The sequence below is a fragment of the Dietzia sp. Alg238-R159 genome (assembly GCF_900537145.1).
Taxonomy (GTDB): Bacteria; Actinomycetota; Actinomycetes; order Mycobacteriales; family Mycobacteriaceae; genus Dietzia; species Dietzia kunjamensis.
In genome coordinates, this window is the sequence record NZ_UNRI01000001.1 from 753445 (window position 1) to 771859 (window position 18415).

At 67.1% G+C, this 18415-nt stretch carries 12 protein-coding genes; all 12 read left to right on the forward strand.

All coding sequences use genetic code 11. The features are described 5' to 3' along the window. Positions 1 to 23: 23 nt before the first annotated feature. The 12 genes from G6R20_RS03535 to G6R20_RS03590 all read left to right on the forward strand — a co-directional run bounded on the left by G6R20_RS03535 (position 24) and on the right by G6R20_RS03590 (position 18386). Positions 24 to 812: an ABC transporter permease gene (locus G6R20_RS03535; protein ID WP_205475716.1), complete on the forward strand. Its 789-nt coding sequence runs from the start codon at positions 24 to 26 to the stop codon at positions 810 to 812. Then, on the forward strand, positions 812 to 1669 hold the full coding sequence (locus G6R20_RS03540; RefSeq protein WP_007631815.1) for an ABC transporter permease: 858 nt from the start codon (positions 812 to 814) through the stop codon (positions 1667 to 1669). Before G6R20_RS03535 ends, G6R20_RS03540 begins: the two co-directional genes overlap by 1 nt. Then, on the forward strand, positions 1666 to 3102 hold the full coding sequence (locus G6R20_RS03545) for an MCE family protein (protein ID WP_159149058.1): 1437 nt from the start codon (positions 1666 to 1668) through the stop codon (positions 3100 to 3102). Before G6R20_RS03540 ends, G6R20_RS03545 begins: the two co-directional genes overlap by 4 nt. After that, positions 3099 to 4190 (forward strand): MCE family protein, encoded by a 1092-nt coding sequence (locus tag G6R20_RS03550; protein WP_063971831.1) that lies wholly within the window; start codon positions 3099 to 3101, stop codon positions 4188 to 4190. The genes G6R20_RS03545 and G6R20_RS03550 overlap by 4 nt, the downstream gene beginning before the upstream one ends. Next, the gene (locus G6R20_RS03555; protein WP_163375576.1) at positions 4187 to 5209 is read left to right on the forward strand and encodes an MCE family protein; all 1023 of its coding nucleotides are present in this window, start codon (positions 4187 to 4189) and stop codon (positions 5207 to 5209) included. The genes G6R20_RS03550 and G6R20_RS03555 overlap by 4 nt, the downstream gene beginning before the upstream one ends. Continuing rightward, positions 5209 to 6438 carry an MCE family protein gene (locus G6R20_RS03560; protein WP_096907029.1) on the forward strand — a complete coding sequence of 410 codons (1230 nt, stop codon included), beginning with the start codon at positions 5209 to 5211 and terminating at the stop codon, positions 6436 to 6438. Before G6R20_RS03555 ends, G6R20_RS03560 begins: the two co-directional genes overlap by 1 nt. Beyond that, positions 6435 to 7691: an MCE family protein gene (locus G6R20_RS03565; protein WP_163375577.1), complete on the forward strand. Its 1257-nt coding sequence runs from the start codon at positions 6435 to 6437 to the stop codon at positions 7689 to 7691. The genes G6R20_RS03560 and G6R20_RS03565 overlap by 4 nt, the downstream gene beginning before the upstream one ends. Further along, positions 7688 to 8932, forward strand: coding sequence for an MCE family protein (locus tag G6R20_RS03570; RefSeq protein ID WP_163375578.1), 1245 nt, complete (start codon positions 7688 to 7690; stop codon positions 8930 to 8932). Before G6R20_RS03565 ends, G6R20_RS03570 begins: the two co-directional genes overlap by 4 nt. A 53-nt stretch (positions 8933 to 8985) precedes the next feature. Beyond that, a complete protein-coding gene (locus tag G6R20_RS03575) occupies positions 8986 to 9648 on the forward strand; it encodes a hypothetical protein (protein WP_187701019.1) in 663 nt (220 codons plus the stop codon). Between the two features lie 19 nt (positions 9649 to 9667). Continuing rightward, complete coding sequence (locus G6R20_RS03580) at positions 9668 to 10360, forward strand: hypothetical protein (RefSeq protein ID WP_163375580.1); 693 nt, start codon at positions 9668 to 9670, stop codon at positions 10358 to 10360. Between the two features lie 435 nt (positions 10361 to 10795). Beyond that, on the forward strand, positions 10796 to 14302 hold the full coding sequence (locus tag G6R20_RS03585) for a DNA-directed RNA polymerase subunit beta (RefSeq protein ID WP_067716798.1): 3507 nt from the start codon (positions 10796 to 10798) through the stop codon (positions 14300 to 14302). A 124-nt stretch (positions 14303 to 14426) separates the two neighbouring features. Next, on the forward strand, positions 14427 to 18386 hold the full coding sequence (locus tag G6R20_RS03590) for a DNA-directed RNA polymerase subunit beta' (protein ID WP_069389560.1): 3960 nt from the start codon (positions 14427 to 14429) through the stop codon (positions 18384 to 18386). Positions 18387 to 18415: the final 29 nt, after the last annotated feature.

Consider the following 18415-nt stretch of genomic DNA (forward strand, 5'->3'; position numbering starts at 1 on the left):
AGCATCCAGAAGGACGGGCCGGTATGTCACCGGCCGATGTCGGAGGAGGCTTCCGGGCCGCGGTGGGCGGGGCCGGCGAGGTATTCCGACTGTTCCTCGACGTGCTACGAGGGGTCTTCAGGCGACCGTTCCAGTTCCGTGAGTTCATAGAGCAGTCCTGGTTCATCGCCTCGGTGACGATCCTCCCGTCGGCACTGGTGGCGATCCCGTTCGGGGCCGTCGTGGCGATGCAGACCGGGTCGCTCGTCCAGCAGCTCGGCGCCGAGGCCTACACGGGGGCCACCGGCGTCCTCGCCGTCGTCCAACAGGGTGCGCCGCTGGTGACCTCACTGCTGATCGCGGGCGCCGCCGGTTCGGCGGTGGCCGCCGACCTCGGTGCCCGGACCATCCGCGAGGAGCTCGACGCGATGCGCGTCCTGGGGATCGACCCCATCCAGAGGCTCGTCGTCCCCCGGGTGCTCGGCATGATGCTCGTCGCTCTGCTCCTGAACGGACTCGTCTCCATCGTCGGGATCTCCGGCGGTTACGTGTTCAACATCATGCTGCAGGGCGGCACACCGGGCGCCTACCTGATGTCGTTCGGTGCCCTCGCCCAGCTGCCCGACTTCATCATGTCCTCGATCAAGGCCCTGATCTTCGGACTCATCGCCGGCGTGGTCGCCTCGTACTGCGGGATGAACCCCAAGGGCGGACCCAAGGGGGTCGGCGACGCCGTCAACCTGGGCGTGGTCCTCACATTCCTCCTGCTGTTCTTCGCCAACCTCATCCTCACGGCGATGTACCTGCAGATCGTTCCCCCGAAGGGGTCGTAATGGCGATCCATACCGATGTCGGACCCACGCGGGCCCGGCTGAGGGCCCTCGTCCGTGGCCCGGTCAACTCGTTCGACTCCCTGGGTGACCAGCTCGCCTTCCACCTGAGGGCTATCCGCTGGATTCCCCAGACGATCGTCCACTACCGGCACGAGGTGTTGCGTCTGATCGCGGAAGTGACCTTCGGCGTCGGCACCCTGGCGGTGCTCGGTGGAACCATCGGCGTCATCGTCATGATGAGCGGGTTCACCGGGGTCGTCGTCGGCCTGCAGGGGTACGCAGCCCTCGACCAGATCGGCAGCTCGGTCCTCACCGGGTTCCTGTCCGCCTACGTCAACACCCGTGAGGTCGCGCCCGTCGTGGCGTCACTCGCCCTGTCCGCAACCGTCGGCTGCGGTTTCACCGCCCAGCTCGGTGCCATGCGGATCTCCGAGGAGATCGACGCCTTGGAGGTCATGGCGATTCCGAGCGTGCCGTACCTCGTCACCACTCGGGTCATCGCCGGGTTCATCGCCGTCATTCCGCTCTACGTCGTGGGTCTGCTCTCGTCATACCTCGCCACGCGGGGAGTCAACACCATGATTCAAGGACAGTCCACAGGGTCGTTCGACCACTACTTCCATCTGTTCCTGCCTCCGGAAGACGTGATCTACTCCTTCATCAAGGTGATCATCTTCGCCTTCGTGCTGGTGATGATCCACTGCTACTACGGCTACACCGCGTCCGGGGGCCCGGCCGGCGTCGGCGTGGCGGTGGGGCGCGCTGTCCGCACCACGATCGTCGTGGTGGCGATCCTGAACTTCTTCGTCGGACTGGCACTTTGGGGCACGACCACGACGGTGCGGGTGGCGGGATGAACGAGCTCTCCGTACTCTCCAAGCGGTTGCTGGCCGCCCTTTTCATCATTATCGTCCTGGCGTTCGTCGGGACCACCATCGCGATCTACAACCGCGCCTTCACCGACTCGGACGGCGTCACCCTGTACACCGACGACATGGCGTTCGCGCTGCCGAACGACGCCGACGTCAAGGCGCGCGGTGTCCTCGTGGGCCGCGTCTCCGGTGTCGAACCCGACGGGGACCGCGTGCAGGTCAACATGGAGTTCGACCCGGCGCTCATCGAACAACTGCCGGCCAACGTCAGTGGCCGCCTGCTCCCCAAGACGTTGTTCGGTGAGCGGTTCGTCGACCTGGGGTTCCCCGATCAGCCCGTGGGGACGCTCGAACCGGGAGCGACCATCGAGCAGGACACCCGCGGCAACGCGATCGAGTTGGGGCGCGTCCTGGACGGGCTACTCCCCGTTCTCGAGGCGGTCCCGCCGGAGAAACTGGCGGGCACGCTCGGCGCGATCAACCAGGCGTTGTCAGGCCGTGGGGACGAGATCGGCGCCAGCCTGGTCGAGATCGGACAGGTGTTCGACGGCATCAACCAGGAGTTGCCCGCTCTGGAATCCGGGCTGGAGGATCTGGCGACATTCTCCCAGACCTATTCCGAGGCGCTGCCTGATCTCATCAACGCTCTGGACGCTCTGCGCACCACCGGCGACACGGTGGTCCAGCGCCGCCCCGACATCGCCGACGGACTGCGGCGGATCAGCGAATCGTCCGAGGTCCTCACCGGTTTCCTCGCCGCTAACCGCAACGACCTCATCTCCCTGGCGGTGGACTCGCGCACCTCCCTGGAGTACCTGGCTGAGTATTCGCCAGCACTGCCGTGCTCGGTGGGGAATTTCATGACACTTCTGGACCGGTCCGATGCCATCCTGGGCGTGGGCACCGAGCACCCCGCCATCCGGGTGACGCTCGAGCTCGTCAATCCCAGAGGGCGTTACGTGCCCAACCAGGACGAGCCGCGGTTCTTCGACACCCGCGGTCCCCGCTGTTACGACCCGGCGCAGGAGCCGTTCTACTTCGGTGGGGCCCCCGGCGGGGCGATCGCCGACGGGAGCTACCAGATCCCCACCCGCAATCCGGGGCCCGCGTTCATCCCGACTCTGCCCAATCCGCTTCTCCGGGACGGGCCGGTTCCGGCACTCCGTAACCGTGGCTCGGTTCCCCCGGCTCCCGGGCGGGCGGTGCCCGAGCAGCCCAATATGCCGTTTCCGTCAACCGTGACCGCGGGTCAGGACACCGACGTGGTGGCTATGGCCTACGCCGGCTCGCCGCTGGAGACCGACACCGTCCGAACCGTCCTGGGGGTCGCGTCCTCGCGCGGCGCGCAGGAGATCCCTGCCTGGATCGGCCAGATCGGCGCCCCGGCGCTTCGCGGAACGGAGGTCGGTTTCCGATGAACGCCAAACTGAAGGCCCTATTCCGTGGCGGCCTGCTGGGGTCATTCGTCAAACTGGTGGTCTTCATCGTGGTCACAGTGCTGCTCAGTTCGGTCCTCGCCGTGACCATCAGGGGCGGCACCCGGGCGGAAGGTACGGAGTACTCTGCGATCTTCTCCGACGTGACCATGCTGGAGGAGGGCGACGACGTCCGGATAGCCGGCGTCGTGGTGGGCAACATCACCGGGATGGAGATCCACGAACGCGACCTGGCTAAGGTGGACTTCACCCTGGCCGGCGACCGCACGCTGCCGGCCAACGTGCACCTGGCACTGCGGTTCCGGAACATGATCGGCCAGCGGTACCTGAACATCTCCCGGGAGCCCGGACCCGTCCAATCGGCCCTGGAGGAAGGGAGCACGATCGGAATCGAGAAGACCTCGCCCGCGGTCGATCTCACGGCGCTGTTCAACGGTTTCCGCCCGCTCTTCACGACCCTGCAGCCGGAGGACGTCAACGCGCTCGCCGACTCGCTGGTGCGGGTACTGCAAGGGGAGGGCGGCACCGTGACGAGCCTGGTCCGCCAGACTGGTGAGCTGACCAACCACCTGGCCGATCGGGATCAGGTGATCGGCGAAGTCATCGACAACCTCACCCGGGTCCTCGAGACCATCAACGAGCGGGACGTGCAGTTCCAGCAGCTCGTGGTGACCACCAGGCAACTCGTCGAGGGACTCGCCGACGAGCGCGACGCTATCGGCAGTTCGCTCGACTCGATGGCGGATCTGACCTCGTCGGCGGAGAACATCGTCACCGCCACGCGGCCCGCCGTGACGGATTCGCTCGACCACCTCAAGGTGGTCACCGACCAGATCACGACGAACCGCGACACGCTCAGCGAGGTTCTCATCAACCTGCCGCGCAAGACCGACAACCTCATCAGGATGGGTTCGTTCGGGTCCTGGCTCCAGTTCTATCTCTGTGGACTCGACGTGGTGCACGGCCCAGGCACCAACGTGCCCAACCTTCTTCCGAGCGGCGGTCCCACGATCAATCAGCCGGTGTACACGAACGTCGCGCCCCGGTGCCACGCAGGGGGAATCCCATGAGCAAGCGCAGTGCGAACGAGCCGAGGTTCAGCAACGCCACCATCGGAGCGATCGGGGTCCTGGTGATCCTCGCCCTGACCGCCGTGTCGTTCAGACTCGACGCGCTACCGATCGTCGGGGCGGGACCCAAATACACAGCCTACTTTTCCGAGGCCGCCGGGCTAGCGGACGGTAGCGAGGTCCGCGTGGCCGGCGTCAAGGTTGGCGTCGTGACCGACGTGGCGCTCGACGGCGACAAGGTGGCCGTGGGCTTCCGGGCCAAGGACGCCTGGCTCGGCGACGACACCCGGGCGAGCATCCAACTCAAGACCGTGCTCGGCCAGAAGTACCTCGCGCTGAGCCCGGCGGGAACCGGGGAACTCGACACGTCGGAGCCGATCCCGCTTGAGCGGACGGTGGCCCCGTACGACGTGGTCACAGCTTTCTCCTCCGCAGCGGAGACGCTCGACGAGATCGATGACGCCAAATTGGCAGCGAGCCTGGACACCCTCACCGATACGATGCAGGCGTCGCCCGAGGAGTTCCGGGGGGCGGTCGACGGCCTGGCGCGTCTGTCGCAGACCGTGTCCAGCCGGGACGCCGAATTGCGGAACCTACTCGAGGCCACGCGTACGAGCTCCCAGATCGTGGCGGACCGTAATGACGACTTCCGGCGCCTGATCATCGGCACCGGACAGTTGTTGGGCGAACTCAACGACCGCGCCGAGAGTCTCAAGCTGGTGTTGGCCTCCACGCGCGGACTGTCGATCGAACTCCGCCGGTTCGTCGCGGAGAACGAGGCCGAGTTCAAGCCGACCCTGGATAGTCTCGACTCCGCCCTGGCGGTGTTGACCGACCACGAGGAAGAGCTGAGGGCATCCATCCACAACCTCGGGCCCTTCTATCGGCTGTACTCCAACATTCTGGGCTCGGGCAGATGGTTCGACACCGTGGTCACCAACCTCGTCCCGCCGGGTATTCCTGAGCCGCCCTTCTATCCCGGCGCCCGCGCGCCGGCCAGACAGAGTGGGATCAACTGATGCACAAGAAGATGCCGTACTCGTTCGTCGGGCTGCTGCTCGTCGTCGTCGTGGCCGCCGTGACTGTGATTTTCCTCGCCGTCACGGGGTTCGGACGCACCAGCATCACCGCCACCTTCCCGACAGCCGTCGGAATATCGGAGGGCTCCGATGTCCGGATCCTGGGGGTCACGGTGGGTTCCGTCGACAAGGTGACCCCGATGGGGGAGACCGTCGAGGTCGAGTTCCACGTCCGCCGGGGCGTGGACGTCCCGGCGGACGCCAAGGCGGTCCAGGTGACGCCCTCGGTCGTCCCTGACCGTAACGTCCAACTACTGCCCGCCTACTCAGGCGGCCCCAAGATGGAATCGGGCGCGCACATCCCCCTCGAGCGGACCGCGACACCGGTCGAGGTGGACAAGCTCTACGCCTCGGTGGAGGAACTGACCGATGCTCTCGGCCCGGAGGGTGCCAACAAGGACGGCGCTCTCGACCGGTTCGTCACCGCGTCCGCGGACACGCTCGGAGGCAACGGTGCCGCACTCGGGCGGTCGATCGACGAGTTGTCGCAGGCCGCGACGACGCTGGCGGATTCGAGTCAGGACATCAGCGAGACCGTGGTCAATCTGCAGTCGTTCGTCACGATGCTCGCGCAGAACGATGCCCAGGTGAGGCAGTTCAACTCCCAGATGTCGACCTTCAACCAGACTGTCGCTGGTCAGCGCGAGGACCTCCAGGGCGCCCTCGCCGAACTGAGCTACGCCCTCGCGGACGTCGCGCGTGTCGTGCGGGACAACCAGGACGTGATCCGCAGCAATGCGGACCGTTTGGTGAGACTCAGTCAGATCACCGCGGACCAGAGGGGCGACATCGAGGAGATCCTCAAGACTGCTCCGTTGGCTCTGTCCAACCTCATCGGCGCCTACGACCCCGAGGCCGGGCTGTTGTCCTTACGTCTCGGCATCCCGGAGTTGCAGGACCCGGCCGGCGTCCTGTGCCAGCTCATGACACTTGGCCGCCTGAACCCCGGGGACCAGATGCTGGCCGAACTCGACAACCTCCGGCGCGCCGATATCGAGGCCTGCGAGGCTCTCGCGCCGCAGCGCAACGCCGATCTACAAGCGTCGAACCCGGATCTGCCGTTGGGCATCCTCGCTGGCGAGATGAATCAGTCTGTCCCGGTTCCCGGGACGGTCCAGGGCAATCGCGGGTGGCCGATGACGCCCGCCTCGGAAGGGGGACGGGGATGATCCGGCCGACCACGCCCATCCTCGGTCGCGCCGTCCGCGCGGTCGGTGCCAGCGCGCTCGTGGCCGCCGTCGCGGCGGGGTGCTCGTTGAATCTGGAGGACTACACTCTGCCGGGTGGCGCGGACCTGGGTGAGGACCCCATGCACGTGGCCGTCCGCTTCGACGATGTGTTGGACCTGGTCCTGCAGTCGTCGGTCAAGGTCAATGGTCTTGACGCCGGTCGCGTGTCCGGTATCTCGCTGGCGGAGGACGGGTGGACCGCAGAGGTGGACATCGTCCTCCGCGGCGACATGGAGCTCCCCGCCAACGTCGAGGCCTCGATCCAGCAGACCAATCTCCTTGGCGAGAAGTTCGTGCAGCTCAGCCCGCCGGAGGACGAGCCGCCCACCGGAGAGCTGTCCGGCGGTGACGTCATCGCCAGTTCGGACACCCGCACGGCTACCGACATCGAGCAGGTTCTCGGCGCGCTGTCGCTGTTGCTCAACGGCGGCGGCGTGGACCAACTGCAACCGATCGTGGCCGAACTGCGCAAAGTCACCGACGGCCGCGAGGAGGATCTCACCCGGACCCTGCGATCGGCGGAGGAGCTCATCGGGGGCCTGAACCGGCAGCGCGACAGCATCACCGAAGCCCTCGAGGGCGTGAACCTCATGACGTCGCGTGCTAACGATCAGCGCCAGCAGATCGAGGCGGCGCTCGACGAGCTGCCCGCCGGGGTGGCGGTGCTCGAGGAGCAGCGCTCGCAGTTCGTGGAGATGCTGCGCCGGGTCGACACACTGGGCCAGGTCGGCTCGGAAATCCTGCTCACCAGCAGGGAGGACCTCATCGCTGACCTGCGGGCGCTGCGCCCTGTGCTGCAGTCCCTTGGCGAGTCGACTCCGGAACTCATCGATCTGATCGGTTTCGTCCCCACCTTCCCGTTCCCGGACTCGTCTATCCCGGCGACTGTCGGCGGCGCGGCCAACATCTTTCTCTCCGTGGACGCGACGATCTCTGAGACGCTCCGGAATCTGGGGGCGAATCAGGGCGAACCAGTGGTTCGCCGTCCGAACACCACGAGCGGGCCCTACGTCGTGGACCCGCAGAACCCGTGGGTCGGCGACAACGGCCCGGACCGGCGGACGACCATCGTGCTGCCGCTCCTGCCGGTCCCGCCGGTCATGGACCGGGCGGTGGTGCCCAAACCCGCACCAGGAGTCTCGGAGTTCTCCGAGAACTACCTGCCCGAACCAGGAGAGCCAGGAAACCGATGAGCAAGACACTCCGCACCCAGCTCATCGCCTTCTGTGTGATCGCCGCGGTCGGGATCACCTATGTAGGTGCCAACTACGTTCGCTTACCTTCGCTGTTCGGGATCGGCCAGTACCAGGTCTATCTGGACCTACCCGAGACCGGCGGGGTGTTCACCAACGCGGCCGTCAACTACCGCGGCACGGCGATCGGACGGGTGGGCGAGCTCTCGCTCACCGACGACGGTGTGCGAGTCGAGCTCGACCTCGACTCGAGCGCCCCCGACATCCCGGCGGACACCGAGGCCGTGGTCGCCAACCGCTCCGCCATCGGAGAGCAGTACGTGGACTTGCGACCCAACAGCAGCTCGGCGCCGTATCTCGAGGACGGGGACGTGGTCTCCGCCGGAAGTGAGGCGTTGCCGGTACCCGTCGAGAACCTGCTGGCCTCCGTCGACGACCTTTCCCGATCGGTCCCCTTGGACGATCTCGAGGTGACCGTCGACGAACTCGGCAAGGCGTTCCAGGGCCGGGGACCCCAACTGGAGCGACTCTCGGACTCCCTCATCCGCATTTCCGAGTCCGGTATCCGCACCATGCCGCAGTTGCAGACGCTGATCCGCGACGGGGCGACCGTCCTGGAGACGCAGGCCGACCAGTCCGGCGAGATCGTCAGTTTCTCCCGCGATCTCAGGACGGTCACCGAGGCGTTGCGTGACTCGGACTCCGACCTGGAACGGCTGATCACCACGGGACCGGAGTTCGCCGACGAGACCCGCTATCTGGTGGAGAACTCCGGCGCCCCGCTCTCTGGAGCCGTGCGGAACCTGTCGGCGACGATGAAGACAATAGATCCACTGGCGCCGTCGTTCAAGGTGCTCCTGCAGCTGTTGCCGGCACTGGCCGCCGGCGGGATGTCCGTCGCTCCTGGGGACGGGACCATCCACTTCGGTCTGTCCCTCGAGACGAACAACCCACCAGCGTGTACGCAGGGGTACGAAGGTACGTGGGAGATCATCGACCAGATGAAGGCGCAGGACCCGTCCTTCGACTGGCAGGAACAGAACTTCCCGCCCAACTACGACGCGCAGTGCACCGTGCCCTTCGGCAGCCCCACCGCGGTCCGCGGTGCCGACCGGGTGGAGTACGCGCACCCGGACATGCCGCAGCCGTGGGACACCAAGCCCAAGATCGACCCCGACAAGGCCAACCTGTCCGTGGCGGCCACGCAGCTCGCGGTCCTGCAGGGGCTGATTCCCCGGTGACCGCGCGGCCGGGCGGCGACCCGGCGGACGGCGGGTCCGGTAGCGTCGCCGCCATGAGTTCGCAGGGAACGGAGGGGGGCGCGCGCCGCCCCGCGGGGACGGGGACCGTGCCGAGATGGCTGGTGGTCCTCGCGGCGATCATCCTCGTGGCGGGGCTGGCGACGTTGGGGGTGTTCGGGGTGCGTTACGCCCAGGCGCGGTCGGCACAGGAGGTGGCGTCCGAGCGCGAGGCGGCCGCCGACGTCGCCGCCCAGGTGATCATCAACGCGTTCAGCTTCGACCACCGGAACGTCGACGATTCGCTGGAGCAGCTGGCAGAGGCCTCGACCGGCGAGTTCCTCACCGAGCAGGAGCAGTGGGCCGACGATGTGCGGACGCGCGTCGTGGAGCAGAAGGCGGTCACCACGGCCACGGTCTCGCACACCGCTGTCGAGACCCTGGACCTCGAGGCCGGCGACGCCGCCGTCCTGGTGGTGTTCACCGCCCACTCCGAGCGGGAGGGCCAGGATGACATCACCGGCCGTCAGGCGATGCGCGTGGACCTGACGCGAGAGGACGGCACCTGGAAGGCCGACGCGGTCAACCAGGTGGGCGTGACGGTCCCGGTGGGCGAGTCCAGCCGGTCCGTGCAGGAACTCGACGCGCCGGAGGAACAGGACGACCCGGCCACAGAGGAGGAGTCGACCCCCGCGCCGACCACCTCCGCCGGACGATGACGAAGGACGACTGTCGCTGATGCCACCGATCAAGAGGACACAGAAGTCGGTCACTCCGGCGCCGCGTAGGCGCCTGGCCGGACACGCCGGACAGACCCGATCCGAGGGCGGGAGCGCCGCGCGCCCCACGACGTGGGACGGACGAGACGACGACGACGACGAGGTGGGCGGCACCGGAACCCGGGCGGATCGCGGGGAGCGGCATGCCGGCCGTCGGCCCGGCGGTCGCACGATCGCGTACTCCGCCATAGCGGTGGGGCTGGTCGCCGGGGCCGTCGGCACGTTCTTGGCGACGGAACCCGGGGTCGACGTGGACAACCGGGCGTTCGTCGACCGCGAGGCCACCGAGGAGGTCCTCTCGGCGGCGACGACCAACGTCCAGCGGCTCGTGGCGATCGACCACGAGACCCTCGACGAGTACCACGATTCCCTGGGTGAGTTCCTCACCCCGGAACTCGTGAACGAGCTGGACGAGAACTGGCCCGCGTTGCGTGACAGCTACGAGCAGTCCGCGACGAGCGTCGACGCAGAGGTCCGCGAGGCCGGTCTCGCCTACCTGCAGGGCGACAAGGCCGAGGTGTTGCTGGTCCAGGATGTGTCGATGACCAGGGACGGCGCGGCTGCGGGAAGTACCAGCGGCACCTATCTCGTCGGTCTGGACAAGATCGACGGCGTGTGGAAACTGTCGAGGATCCCGGATCTGCCCTCCTGACGAGGACTGGTCGGGAACCGATCCGGCAACCGACCGTGCCAGATCCTTGACGAAAGTGCTTTCACCCGTCACCCTTTAGGGGCATCGGGCGAGTGCCGTAGAGGTTGAGTGCGACACGGTCCGGGTGCGACGTCCCGACCGGGGGCCGATGAGGCGAGAGCCACGAGGGCAACCAGCGCAGAGACGGACGCCGCACCACGCACGTGACCAGCCTCCGGGGGACACTCCGTTGAAGGCTGGACTTTGTCGCCGCCTTCCGCTAGATTAGGTCGTTGCGCTGGCTGCTATTTGCCCTCCCGTCCGTCCGTGACGGCTCACTCCCGGTTCCACCGGGTGCTTTCCGAGCCCTCGATATCGCGGCGGACCTGGGCGGATACCCGTCGGCGGACCGCTCGCAGATACATCTGTGGTCACCGCCCGTGGTGATCACGTGAGGTGCTGGAAGGACCCATCTTGGCAGTCTCCCGCCAGACCACGTCAGTCTCCACCGTTCCCGGTGCGCCCCGGAGGGTTTCGTTCGCGAAACTCTCCGAGCCGTTGCCGGTCCCGGGGCTGCTCGACCTCCAGACGGAGTCGTTCGAGTGGTTCATCGGCTCGGAGGAGTGGCAAGAGAGGGCCGCCTCGCGCGGTACCACGAACCTCGAGGGAGGCCTGGAGTCCATCCTCAAGGAGATCTCCCCGATCGAGGACTTCTCCGGATCAATGTCGCTCTCGTTCTCGGAGCCCTACTTCGAAGAGGTCAAGGCGTCCCTCGAGGACTGCCGCGAAAAGGATCGCACCTACGAGGCGCCCCTGTTCGTCACGGCCGAGTTCGAGAACACCGAGACCGGTGAGATCAAGTCCCAGACGGTCTTCATGGGTGATTTCCCCATGATGACCGACAAGGGCACGTTCATCATCAACGGCACCGAGCGGGTCGTCGTCTCCCAGCTCGTCCGGTCGCCGGGCGTGTACTTCGATCGCTCGCGTGACAAGTCCACGGAGAGGGACGTCCACTCCGTCAAGGTCATCCCGTCGCGTGGCGCGTGGCTCGAGTTCGACGTCGACAAGCGCGACACCGTCGGCGTCCGCATCGACCGCAAGCGTCGCCAGTCGGTCACCGTCCTGCTCAAGGCCCTCGGGTGGACGACCACCGAGATCAAGGAGCGTTACGGCTTCTCGGAGATCATGATGTCCACGCTCGAGAAGGACACGGTCGAGGACACCGACCAGGCCCTGCTCGAGATCTACCGCAAGCTGCGCCCGGGCGAGCCGCCGACCCGCGAGTCCGCGGAGGCGCTCCTGGAGAACCTGTTCTTTAAGGAGAAGCGCTACGACCTGGCCCGCGTCGGTCGTTACAAGGTCAACCGCAAGCTCGGTCTGCCCGACCCCGAGGGTGACGCCACCACGACGCTCACCCGCGAGGACATCGCCGCCACCATCGAGTACCTCGTGCGCCTCCACGCGGGCGAGGAGTCGATGCAGGTGGCCGGTGGCCGCGAGGTGCCGGTCGAGGTCGACGACATCGACCACTTCGGCAACCGTCGTCTGCGTACCGTCGGCGAGCTCATCCAGAACCAGGTCCGCGTCGGCCTGTCCCGCATGGAGCGTGTCGTCCGCGAGCGCATGACCACACAGGACTCCGAGGCGATCACCCCGCAGTCGCTGATCAACATCCGGCCCATCACGGCGGCGCTCAAGGAGTTCTTCGGAACCTCCCAGATGTCGCAGTTCATGGACCAGAACAACCCGCTGTCGGGTCTGACCCACAAGCGTCGTCTGTCCGCGTTGGGCCCCGGTGGTCTGTCGCGTGAGCGCGCCGGGCTCGAGGTCCGCGACGTGCACGCCTCGCACTACGGCCGCATGTGCCCGATCGAGACCCCCGAGGGTCCGAACATCGGTCTGATCGGTTCGCTCTCGGTGTACGCGCGGGTCAACCCGTTCGGTTTCATCGAGACCCCGTACCGCCGCGTCTACGAGGGCGTCGTCACCGATCAGGTGGACTACCTCACCGCCGACGAGGAGGACCGCTACGTCGTCGCGCAGGCCAACTCGGAGATCGACGCCGACGGCCGCTTCGTCGAGGACCGCATCCTCGTGCGCAAGAAGCACGGTGATGTCGAGATGGTCGAGCCGGGCGATGTCGACTACATGGACGTCTCGCCGCGACAGATGGTCTCCGTGGCCACCGCGATGATCCCGTTCCTCGAGCACGATGACGCCAACCGTGCCCTGATGGGCGCGAACATGCAGCGGCAGTCCGTGCCGCTCGTGCGTTCCGAGGCGCCGCTCGTCGGCACCGGCATGGAGCTGCGCGCGGCCGTGGACGCCGGCGACGTGGTCGTCAACACCGCCCCGGGCATGGTGGAGGAGGTCTCGGCCGACTTCATCACCGTGATGGACGACGACGGCGGGCGTCAGACCTACCGCCTGTCGAAGTTCGCGCGCTCGAACCAGGGCACCTGCTCCAACCAGCGTCCGATCGTCGACGAGGGTGACCGCGTCGAGGTCGGCCAGGTCCTGGCCGACGGCCCCTGCACCGAGAACGGCGAGATGGCGCTGGGCAAGAACCTGCTCGTCGCGATCATGCCGTGGGAGGGCCACAACTACGAGGACGCGATCATCCTCTCGCAGCGCCTGGTGGAGGAGGACGTGCTCACGTCCATCCACATCGAGGAGCACGAGATCGACGCCCGCGACACCAAGCTGGGCGCCGAGGAGATCACCAGGGACATCCCCAACGTCTCCGACGAGGTCCTGGCGGACCTCGACGACCGCGGCATCGTGCGCATCGGCGCCGAGGTCCGTGACGGCGACGTCCTCGTCGGCAAGGTCACCCCGAAGGGTGAGACCGAGCTGACCCCGGAAGAGCGCCTGCTGCGCGCCATCTTCGGGGAGAAGGCGCGCGAGGTGCGCGACACCTCGCTCAAGGTGCCCCACGGTGAGTCCGGCAAGGTCATCGGCGTCCGCGTCTTCTCTCGGGACGACGACGACGACCTGCCCCCCGGCGTCAACGAGCTGGTGCGCGTGTACGTCGCGCAGAAGCGCAAGATCCAGGACGGCGACAAGCTCGCCGGTCGACACGGCAACAAGGGCGTCATCGGCAAGATCCTCCCCGCCGAGGACATGCCGTTCATGCCCGACGGCACGCCGGTGGACATCATCCTCAACACGCACGGCGTCCCGCGTCGTATGAACATCGGTCAGATCATGGAGACCCACCTCGGCTGGCTGGCCAAGGCCGGCTGGGAGGTCCCGCGTGAGGCGGACGGCTCCCTGCCCGACTGGGCGACCAAGCTGCCGGAGGAGATCCACAGCGTCGAGGCCGGCACCAACACGGCCACGCCCGTCTTCGACGGCGCGGCGGACACGGAGATCACCGGTCTGCTCGGCTGCACCCTGCCGAACCGTGACGGCGAGCGCATGGTGCAGGCCGACGGCAAGGCGACCCTCTTCGACGGTCGCTCCGGCGAGCCCTTCCCGTACCCGGTGTCCGTGGGCTACATGTACATCCTCAAGTTGCACCACCTCGTGGATGACAAGATCCACGCGCGTTCGACCGGTCCGTACTCGATGATCACCCAGCAGCCGCTCGGCGGTAAGGCCCAGTTCGGTGGCCAGCGATTCGGTGAGATGGAGTGCTGGGCGATGCAGGCCTACGGCGCGGCGTACACGCTGCAGGAGCTGCTGACGATCAAGTCCGACGACGTCGTGGGCCGCGTGAAGGTCTACGAGGCGATCGTCAAGGGCGAGAACATCCCGGAGCCGGGTATCCCGGAGTCCTTCAAGGTGCTTCTCAAGGAGCTGCAGTCGCTGTGCCTCAACGTGGAGGTGCTCTCCAGCGACGGCCAGGCTGTCTCCCTGGGTGAGGGCGACGACGACGATCTCGACCGCACCGCCGCGAACCTGGGGATCAACCTCTCGCGCGACGAGTCCTCGGCGGCCGACGAGCTGGCGCAGTAAGTAGGCGGGCGGGCGGCAGCCCTGTCGCCCGCCCCGCACCCGAAGAATTCAGTTCCACCACGGCGGGCCCCCGGCCCCACCCCGCGAGGGCCCGCCATCATCCCACCCGGGAAAGGACGCCTACGTGCAGGACGTCAACTACTTCGACGAGCTGGTCATCAGCCTCGCGACGGCCGAGGACATCCGTAACTGGTCCTACGGCGAGGTCAAGAAGCCGGAGACCATCAACTACCGCACCCTCAAGCCGGAGAAGGAGGGCCTGTTCTGCGAGAAGATCTTCGGCCCCACCCGGGACTGGGAGTGCTACTGCGGCAAGTACAAGCGCGTGCGCTTCAAGGGGATCATCTGTGAGCGCTGCGGCGTCGAGGTGACCCGTGCCAAGGTCCGCCGCGAGCGCATGGGCCACATCGAGCTGGCCGCGCCCGTCACCCACATCTGGTACTTCAAGGGCGTCCCGTCGCGCCTGGGTTACCTGCTGGACCTGGCGCCCAAGGACCTCGACAAGATCATCTACTTCGCCGCCTACGTCATCACCGGCGTCGACACCGAGCTGCGTCACAACGAGCTCAGCACCCTCGAGGCCCAGGTCCTCGAGGAGCGCAAGATCATCGAGGACGAGCGGGACTCCGACATCGAGGCCCGCGCGCGGAAGCTCGAAGCCGATCTCGCCGAGCTCGAGGCCGAGGGTGCCAAGGCCGACCAGCGCCGCAAGGTGAAGGACGGCGGCGAGAAGGAGATGAAGAAGATCCGCGAGTCGGCCCAGCGCGAGCTGGACCGTCTCGACGAGATCTGGACCACCTTCACCAAGCTCGACGTCAACCAGATCATCGTCGACGAGGGCATCTACCGCGAGCTCGAGGACCGTTTCGGCGAGTACTTCGAGGGCGGCATGGGCGCCGAGGCGATCCAGGCGCTGCTGCTGAACTTCGACCTGGCCGCCGAGGCCGAGTCGCTGCGGGAGATCATCCGCAACGGCAAGGGTCAGAAGAAGATCCGCGCCCTGAAGCGCCTCAAGGTCGTCTCCGCGTTCCTGCAGTCGGGCAACCACCCGGCCGCGATGGTCCTCGGGGCCGTCCCGGTGATCCCACCGGAGCTGCGTCCGATGGTCCAGCTCGACGGTGGCCGCTTCGCCACCTCGGACCTCAACGACCTCTACCGTCGCGTGATCAACCGCAACAACCGCCTCAAGCGGCTGATGGATCTCGGCGCCCCCGAGATCATCGTCAACAACGAGAAGCGGATGCTGCAGGAGTCCGTCGACGCGCTGTTCGACAACGGCCGGCGTGGCCGGCCCGTCACGGGCCCGGGCAACCGCCCGCTCAAGTCGCTCTCGGATCTGCTCAAGGGCAAGCAGGGCCGGTTCCGTCAGAACCTGCTCGGCAAGCGCGTCGACTACTCCGGTCGTTCTGTGATCGTCGTGGGCCCACAGCTGCAGCTGCACCAGTGTGGTCTGCCCAAGCTGATGGCGCTCGAGCTGTTCAAGCCCTTCGTCATGAAGCGTCTGGTGGACCTCAACCACGCGCAGAACATCAAGTCCGCCAAGCGCATGGTCGAGCGTCAGCGCGACCAGGTGTGGGACGTGCTCGAAGAGGTCATCGCCGAACACCCGGTGATGCTCAACCGTGCGCCCACGCTGCACCGCCTCGGCATCCAGGCGTTCGAGCCGCAGCTCGTCGAGGGCAAGGCCATCCAGCTGCACCCGCTCGTGTGTGAGGCCTTCAACGCCGACTTCGACGGTGACCAGATGGCCGTGCACCTCCCGCTGTCCGCGGAGGCGCAGGCCGAGGCGCGCATCCTCATGCTCGCCTCGAACAACATCCTGTCGCCGGCGTCGGGTCGTCCGCTCGCCATGCCGCGTCTGGACATGGTGACCGGCCTGTACTACCTCACCCGTCTGGACGAGGGTGCGACCGGCTCGTACGTCCCGGCCTCCGAGGACACCCCCGCCGTGGGCGTGTACTCGACGCCGTCGGAAGCCATCATGGCCGTCGACCTCGGCGTGCTGGACATCCACGCCCCGATCCAGGTCCGACTGACGCACCAGCGTCCGTCGACCGACGTCGAGGCCGAGCAGTTCCCCGAGGGCTGGACGCAGGGCCAGGAGTGGCTGACCGTGACCACCCTCGGTCGCGTGATGTTCAACGAACTGCTCCCGGCGGACTACCCGTTCGTCAACGAGCAGATGCCCAAGAAGCGTCAGGCCGTCATCATCAACGACCTGGCCGAGCGCTACCCGATGATCGTCGTGGCGCAGACGGTGGACAAGCTCAAGGACACCGGTTTCTACTGGGCCACCCGCTCGGGTGTCACCATCGCCATGTCCGACGTGCTGGTCCCGCCGGCCAAAAAGGAGATCCTCGCCTCGTACGACGCGAAGGCCGCGCGCCTGGAGTCGCAGTACGACCTCGGCAAGATCACCGACGAGGAGCGCAAGTCGGACCTGGTCAAGCTCTGGCAGGAGGCCACCGACGAGATCGGTCAGGCCATGGAGGAGAACTACCCGGACTCCAACCCGATCCCGACGATCGTGAAGTCGGGCGCGGCGGGCAACATGACCCAGATCCGCTCGCTCGCGGGCATGAAGGGTCTGGTGACGCGTCCGAACGGCGAGTTCATCCCGCAGCCGATCAAGTCCTCGTTCCGCGAGGGCCTGACCGTGCTCGAGTACTTCATGAACACGCACGGCGCCCGTAAGGGTCTGGCCGACACCGCCCTGCGTACCGCCGACTCGGGTTACCTCACCCGTCGTCTCGTCGACGTCTCGCAGGACGTCATCGTGCGCGAGACCGACTGTGGGACGTCGAAGGGTGTCGAGACGACCATCGCCCGCCCGGTGATGGACGTCCACGGCAGCCCGACCGGGTCCCTCGAGCGCGACGAGCACGTCGAGACCTCGACGTTCGCCCGGACGCTCGCGGAGGACGCGCTCGACGCCGACGGCAACGTGATCGTCGCCGCGGGCACCGACCTCGGTGACCCGAACATCGAGGCGCTGATCGTCGCCGGCATCGAGAAGGTCAAGGTCCGGTCGGTCCTCACCTGCACCACCGGTACCGGCGTCTGTGCGACCTGCTACGGCCGCTCGATGGCCACCGGTCTCCTGGTGGACATCGGCGAGGCCGTCGGCATCGTCGCCGCCCAGTCGATCGGTGAGCCGGGCACCCAGCTGACGATGCGTACCTTCCACCAGGGTGGCGTCGGTGACGACATCACCGGCGGTCTCCCGCGCGTGCAGGAGCTCTTCGAGGCTCGTGTTCCAAAGGGCAAGGCGCCGATCGCCGAGGAGGCGGGCCGGATCCGTCTCGAGGAGGAGGAGCGCTTCTACACGATCACGATCGTGCCGGACAACGGTGCGGACGAGATCGTCTACGAGAAGCTGTCGAAGCGCCAAGGCCTGGCCCATATCGAGCTGGAGGACGGCTCCTCCCGCCCGATCGCGGACGGCGATCACCTCGAGCGCGGGCAGGCCCTCCTCGAGGGCCCGGCCGATCCGCACGAGGTGCTGGCCATCCTCGGCCCCAACGGTGTCCAGAAGTTCCTCGTCGACGAGGTGCAGAAGGTCTACCGTGCGCAGGGTGTGTCGATCCACGACAAGCACCTCGAGGTCATCGTCCGTCAGATGATGCGTCGAGTCGCGATCAACGACTCGAACAGCACCGAGTTCCTGCCCGGTGCGCTCGTGGAGCGTGCCGAGCTCACGGCGGAGAACCGCCGCGTGCTCACCGAGGGCGGCTCGCCGGCCTCGGCGCGTCCGGTCCTCATGGGCATCACCAAGGCCTCGCTGGCCACGGACTCGTGGCTCTCGGCTGCCTCCTTCCAGGAGACCACCCGCGTGCTCACCGACGCCGCCATCAACAAGCGGTCGGACAAGCTCGTGGGCCTCAAGGAGAACGTCATCATCGGTAAGCTCATCCCGGCGGGTACCGGTATCAACCGCTACCGGAACTCGACGGTCGAGCCCACCGAGGAGGCCCGCGCCGCCGCGTACTCCATCCCGGACTACGGCGATGGTTTCTACGGTCCCGAGGACGGGTTCGGGGACGCCACCGGCGCCTCGGTCCGCCTGGACGACCTGGGCTACTGAGCAGGCCCCACGGCGACTAACCGACCGTG

Excerpts from the sequence above, each read along its gene's own strand:
- G6R20_RS03535 (WP_205475716.1), top strand. The coding sequence starts at position 24 with ATGTCACCGGCCGATGTCGGAGGAGGCTTCCGGGCCGCGGTGGGCGGG.
- G6R20_RS03575 (WP_187701019.1), top strand. The coding sequence starts at position 8,986 with ATGAGTTCGCAGGGAACGGAGGGGGGCGCGCGCCGCCCCGCGGGGACG.
- G6R20_RS03540 (WP_007631815.1), top strand. The coding sequence starts at position 812 with ATGGCGATCCATACCGATGTCGGACCCACGCGGGCCCGGCTGAGGGCC.
- G6R20_RS03555 (WP_163375576.1), top strand. The coding sequence starts at position 4,187 with ATGAGCAAGCGCAGTGCGAACGAGCCGAGGTTCAGCAACGCCACCATC.
- G6R20_RS03565 (WP_163375577.1), top strand. The coding sequence starts at position 6,435 with ATGATCCGGCCGACCACGCCCATCCTCGGTCGCGCCGTCCGCGCGGTC.
- G6R20_RS03550 (WP_063971831.1), top strand. The coding sequence starts at position 3,099 with ATGAACGCCAAACTGAAGGCCCTATTCCGTGGCGGCCTGCTGGGGTCA.
- G6R20_RS03545 (WP_159149058.1), top strand. The coding sequence starts at position 1,666 with ATGAACGAGCTCTCCGTACTCTCCAAGCGGTTGCTGGCCGCCCTTTTC.
- G6R20_RS03570 (WP_163375578.1), top strand. The coding sequence starts at position 7,688 with ATGAGCAAGACACTCCGCACCCAGCTCATCGCCTTCTGTGTGATCGCC.
- G6R20_RS03580 (WP_163375580.1), top strand. The coding sequence starts at position 9,668 with ATGCCACCGATCAAGAGGACACAGAAGTCGGTCACTCCGGCGCCGCGT.
- G6R20_RS03560 (WP_096907029.1), top strand. The coding sequence starts at position 5,209 with ATGCACAAGAAGATGCCGTACTCGTTCGTCGGGCTGCTGCTCGTCGTC.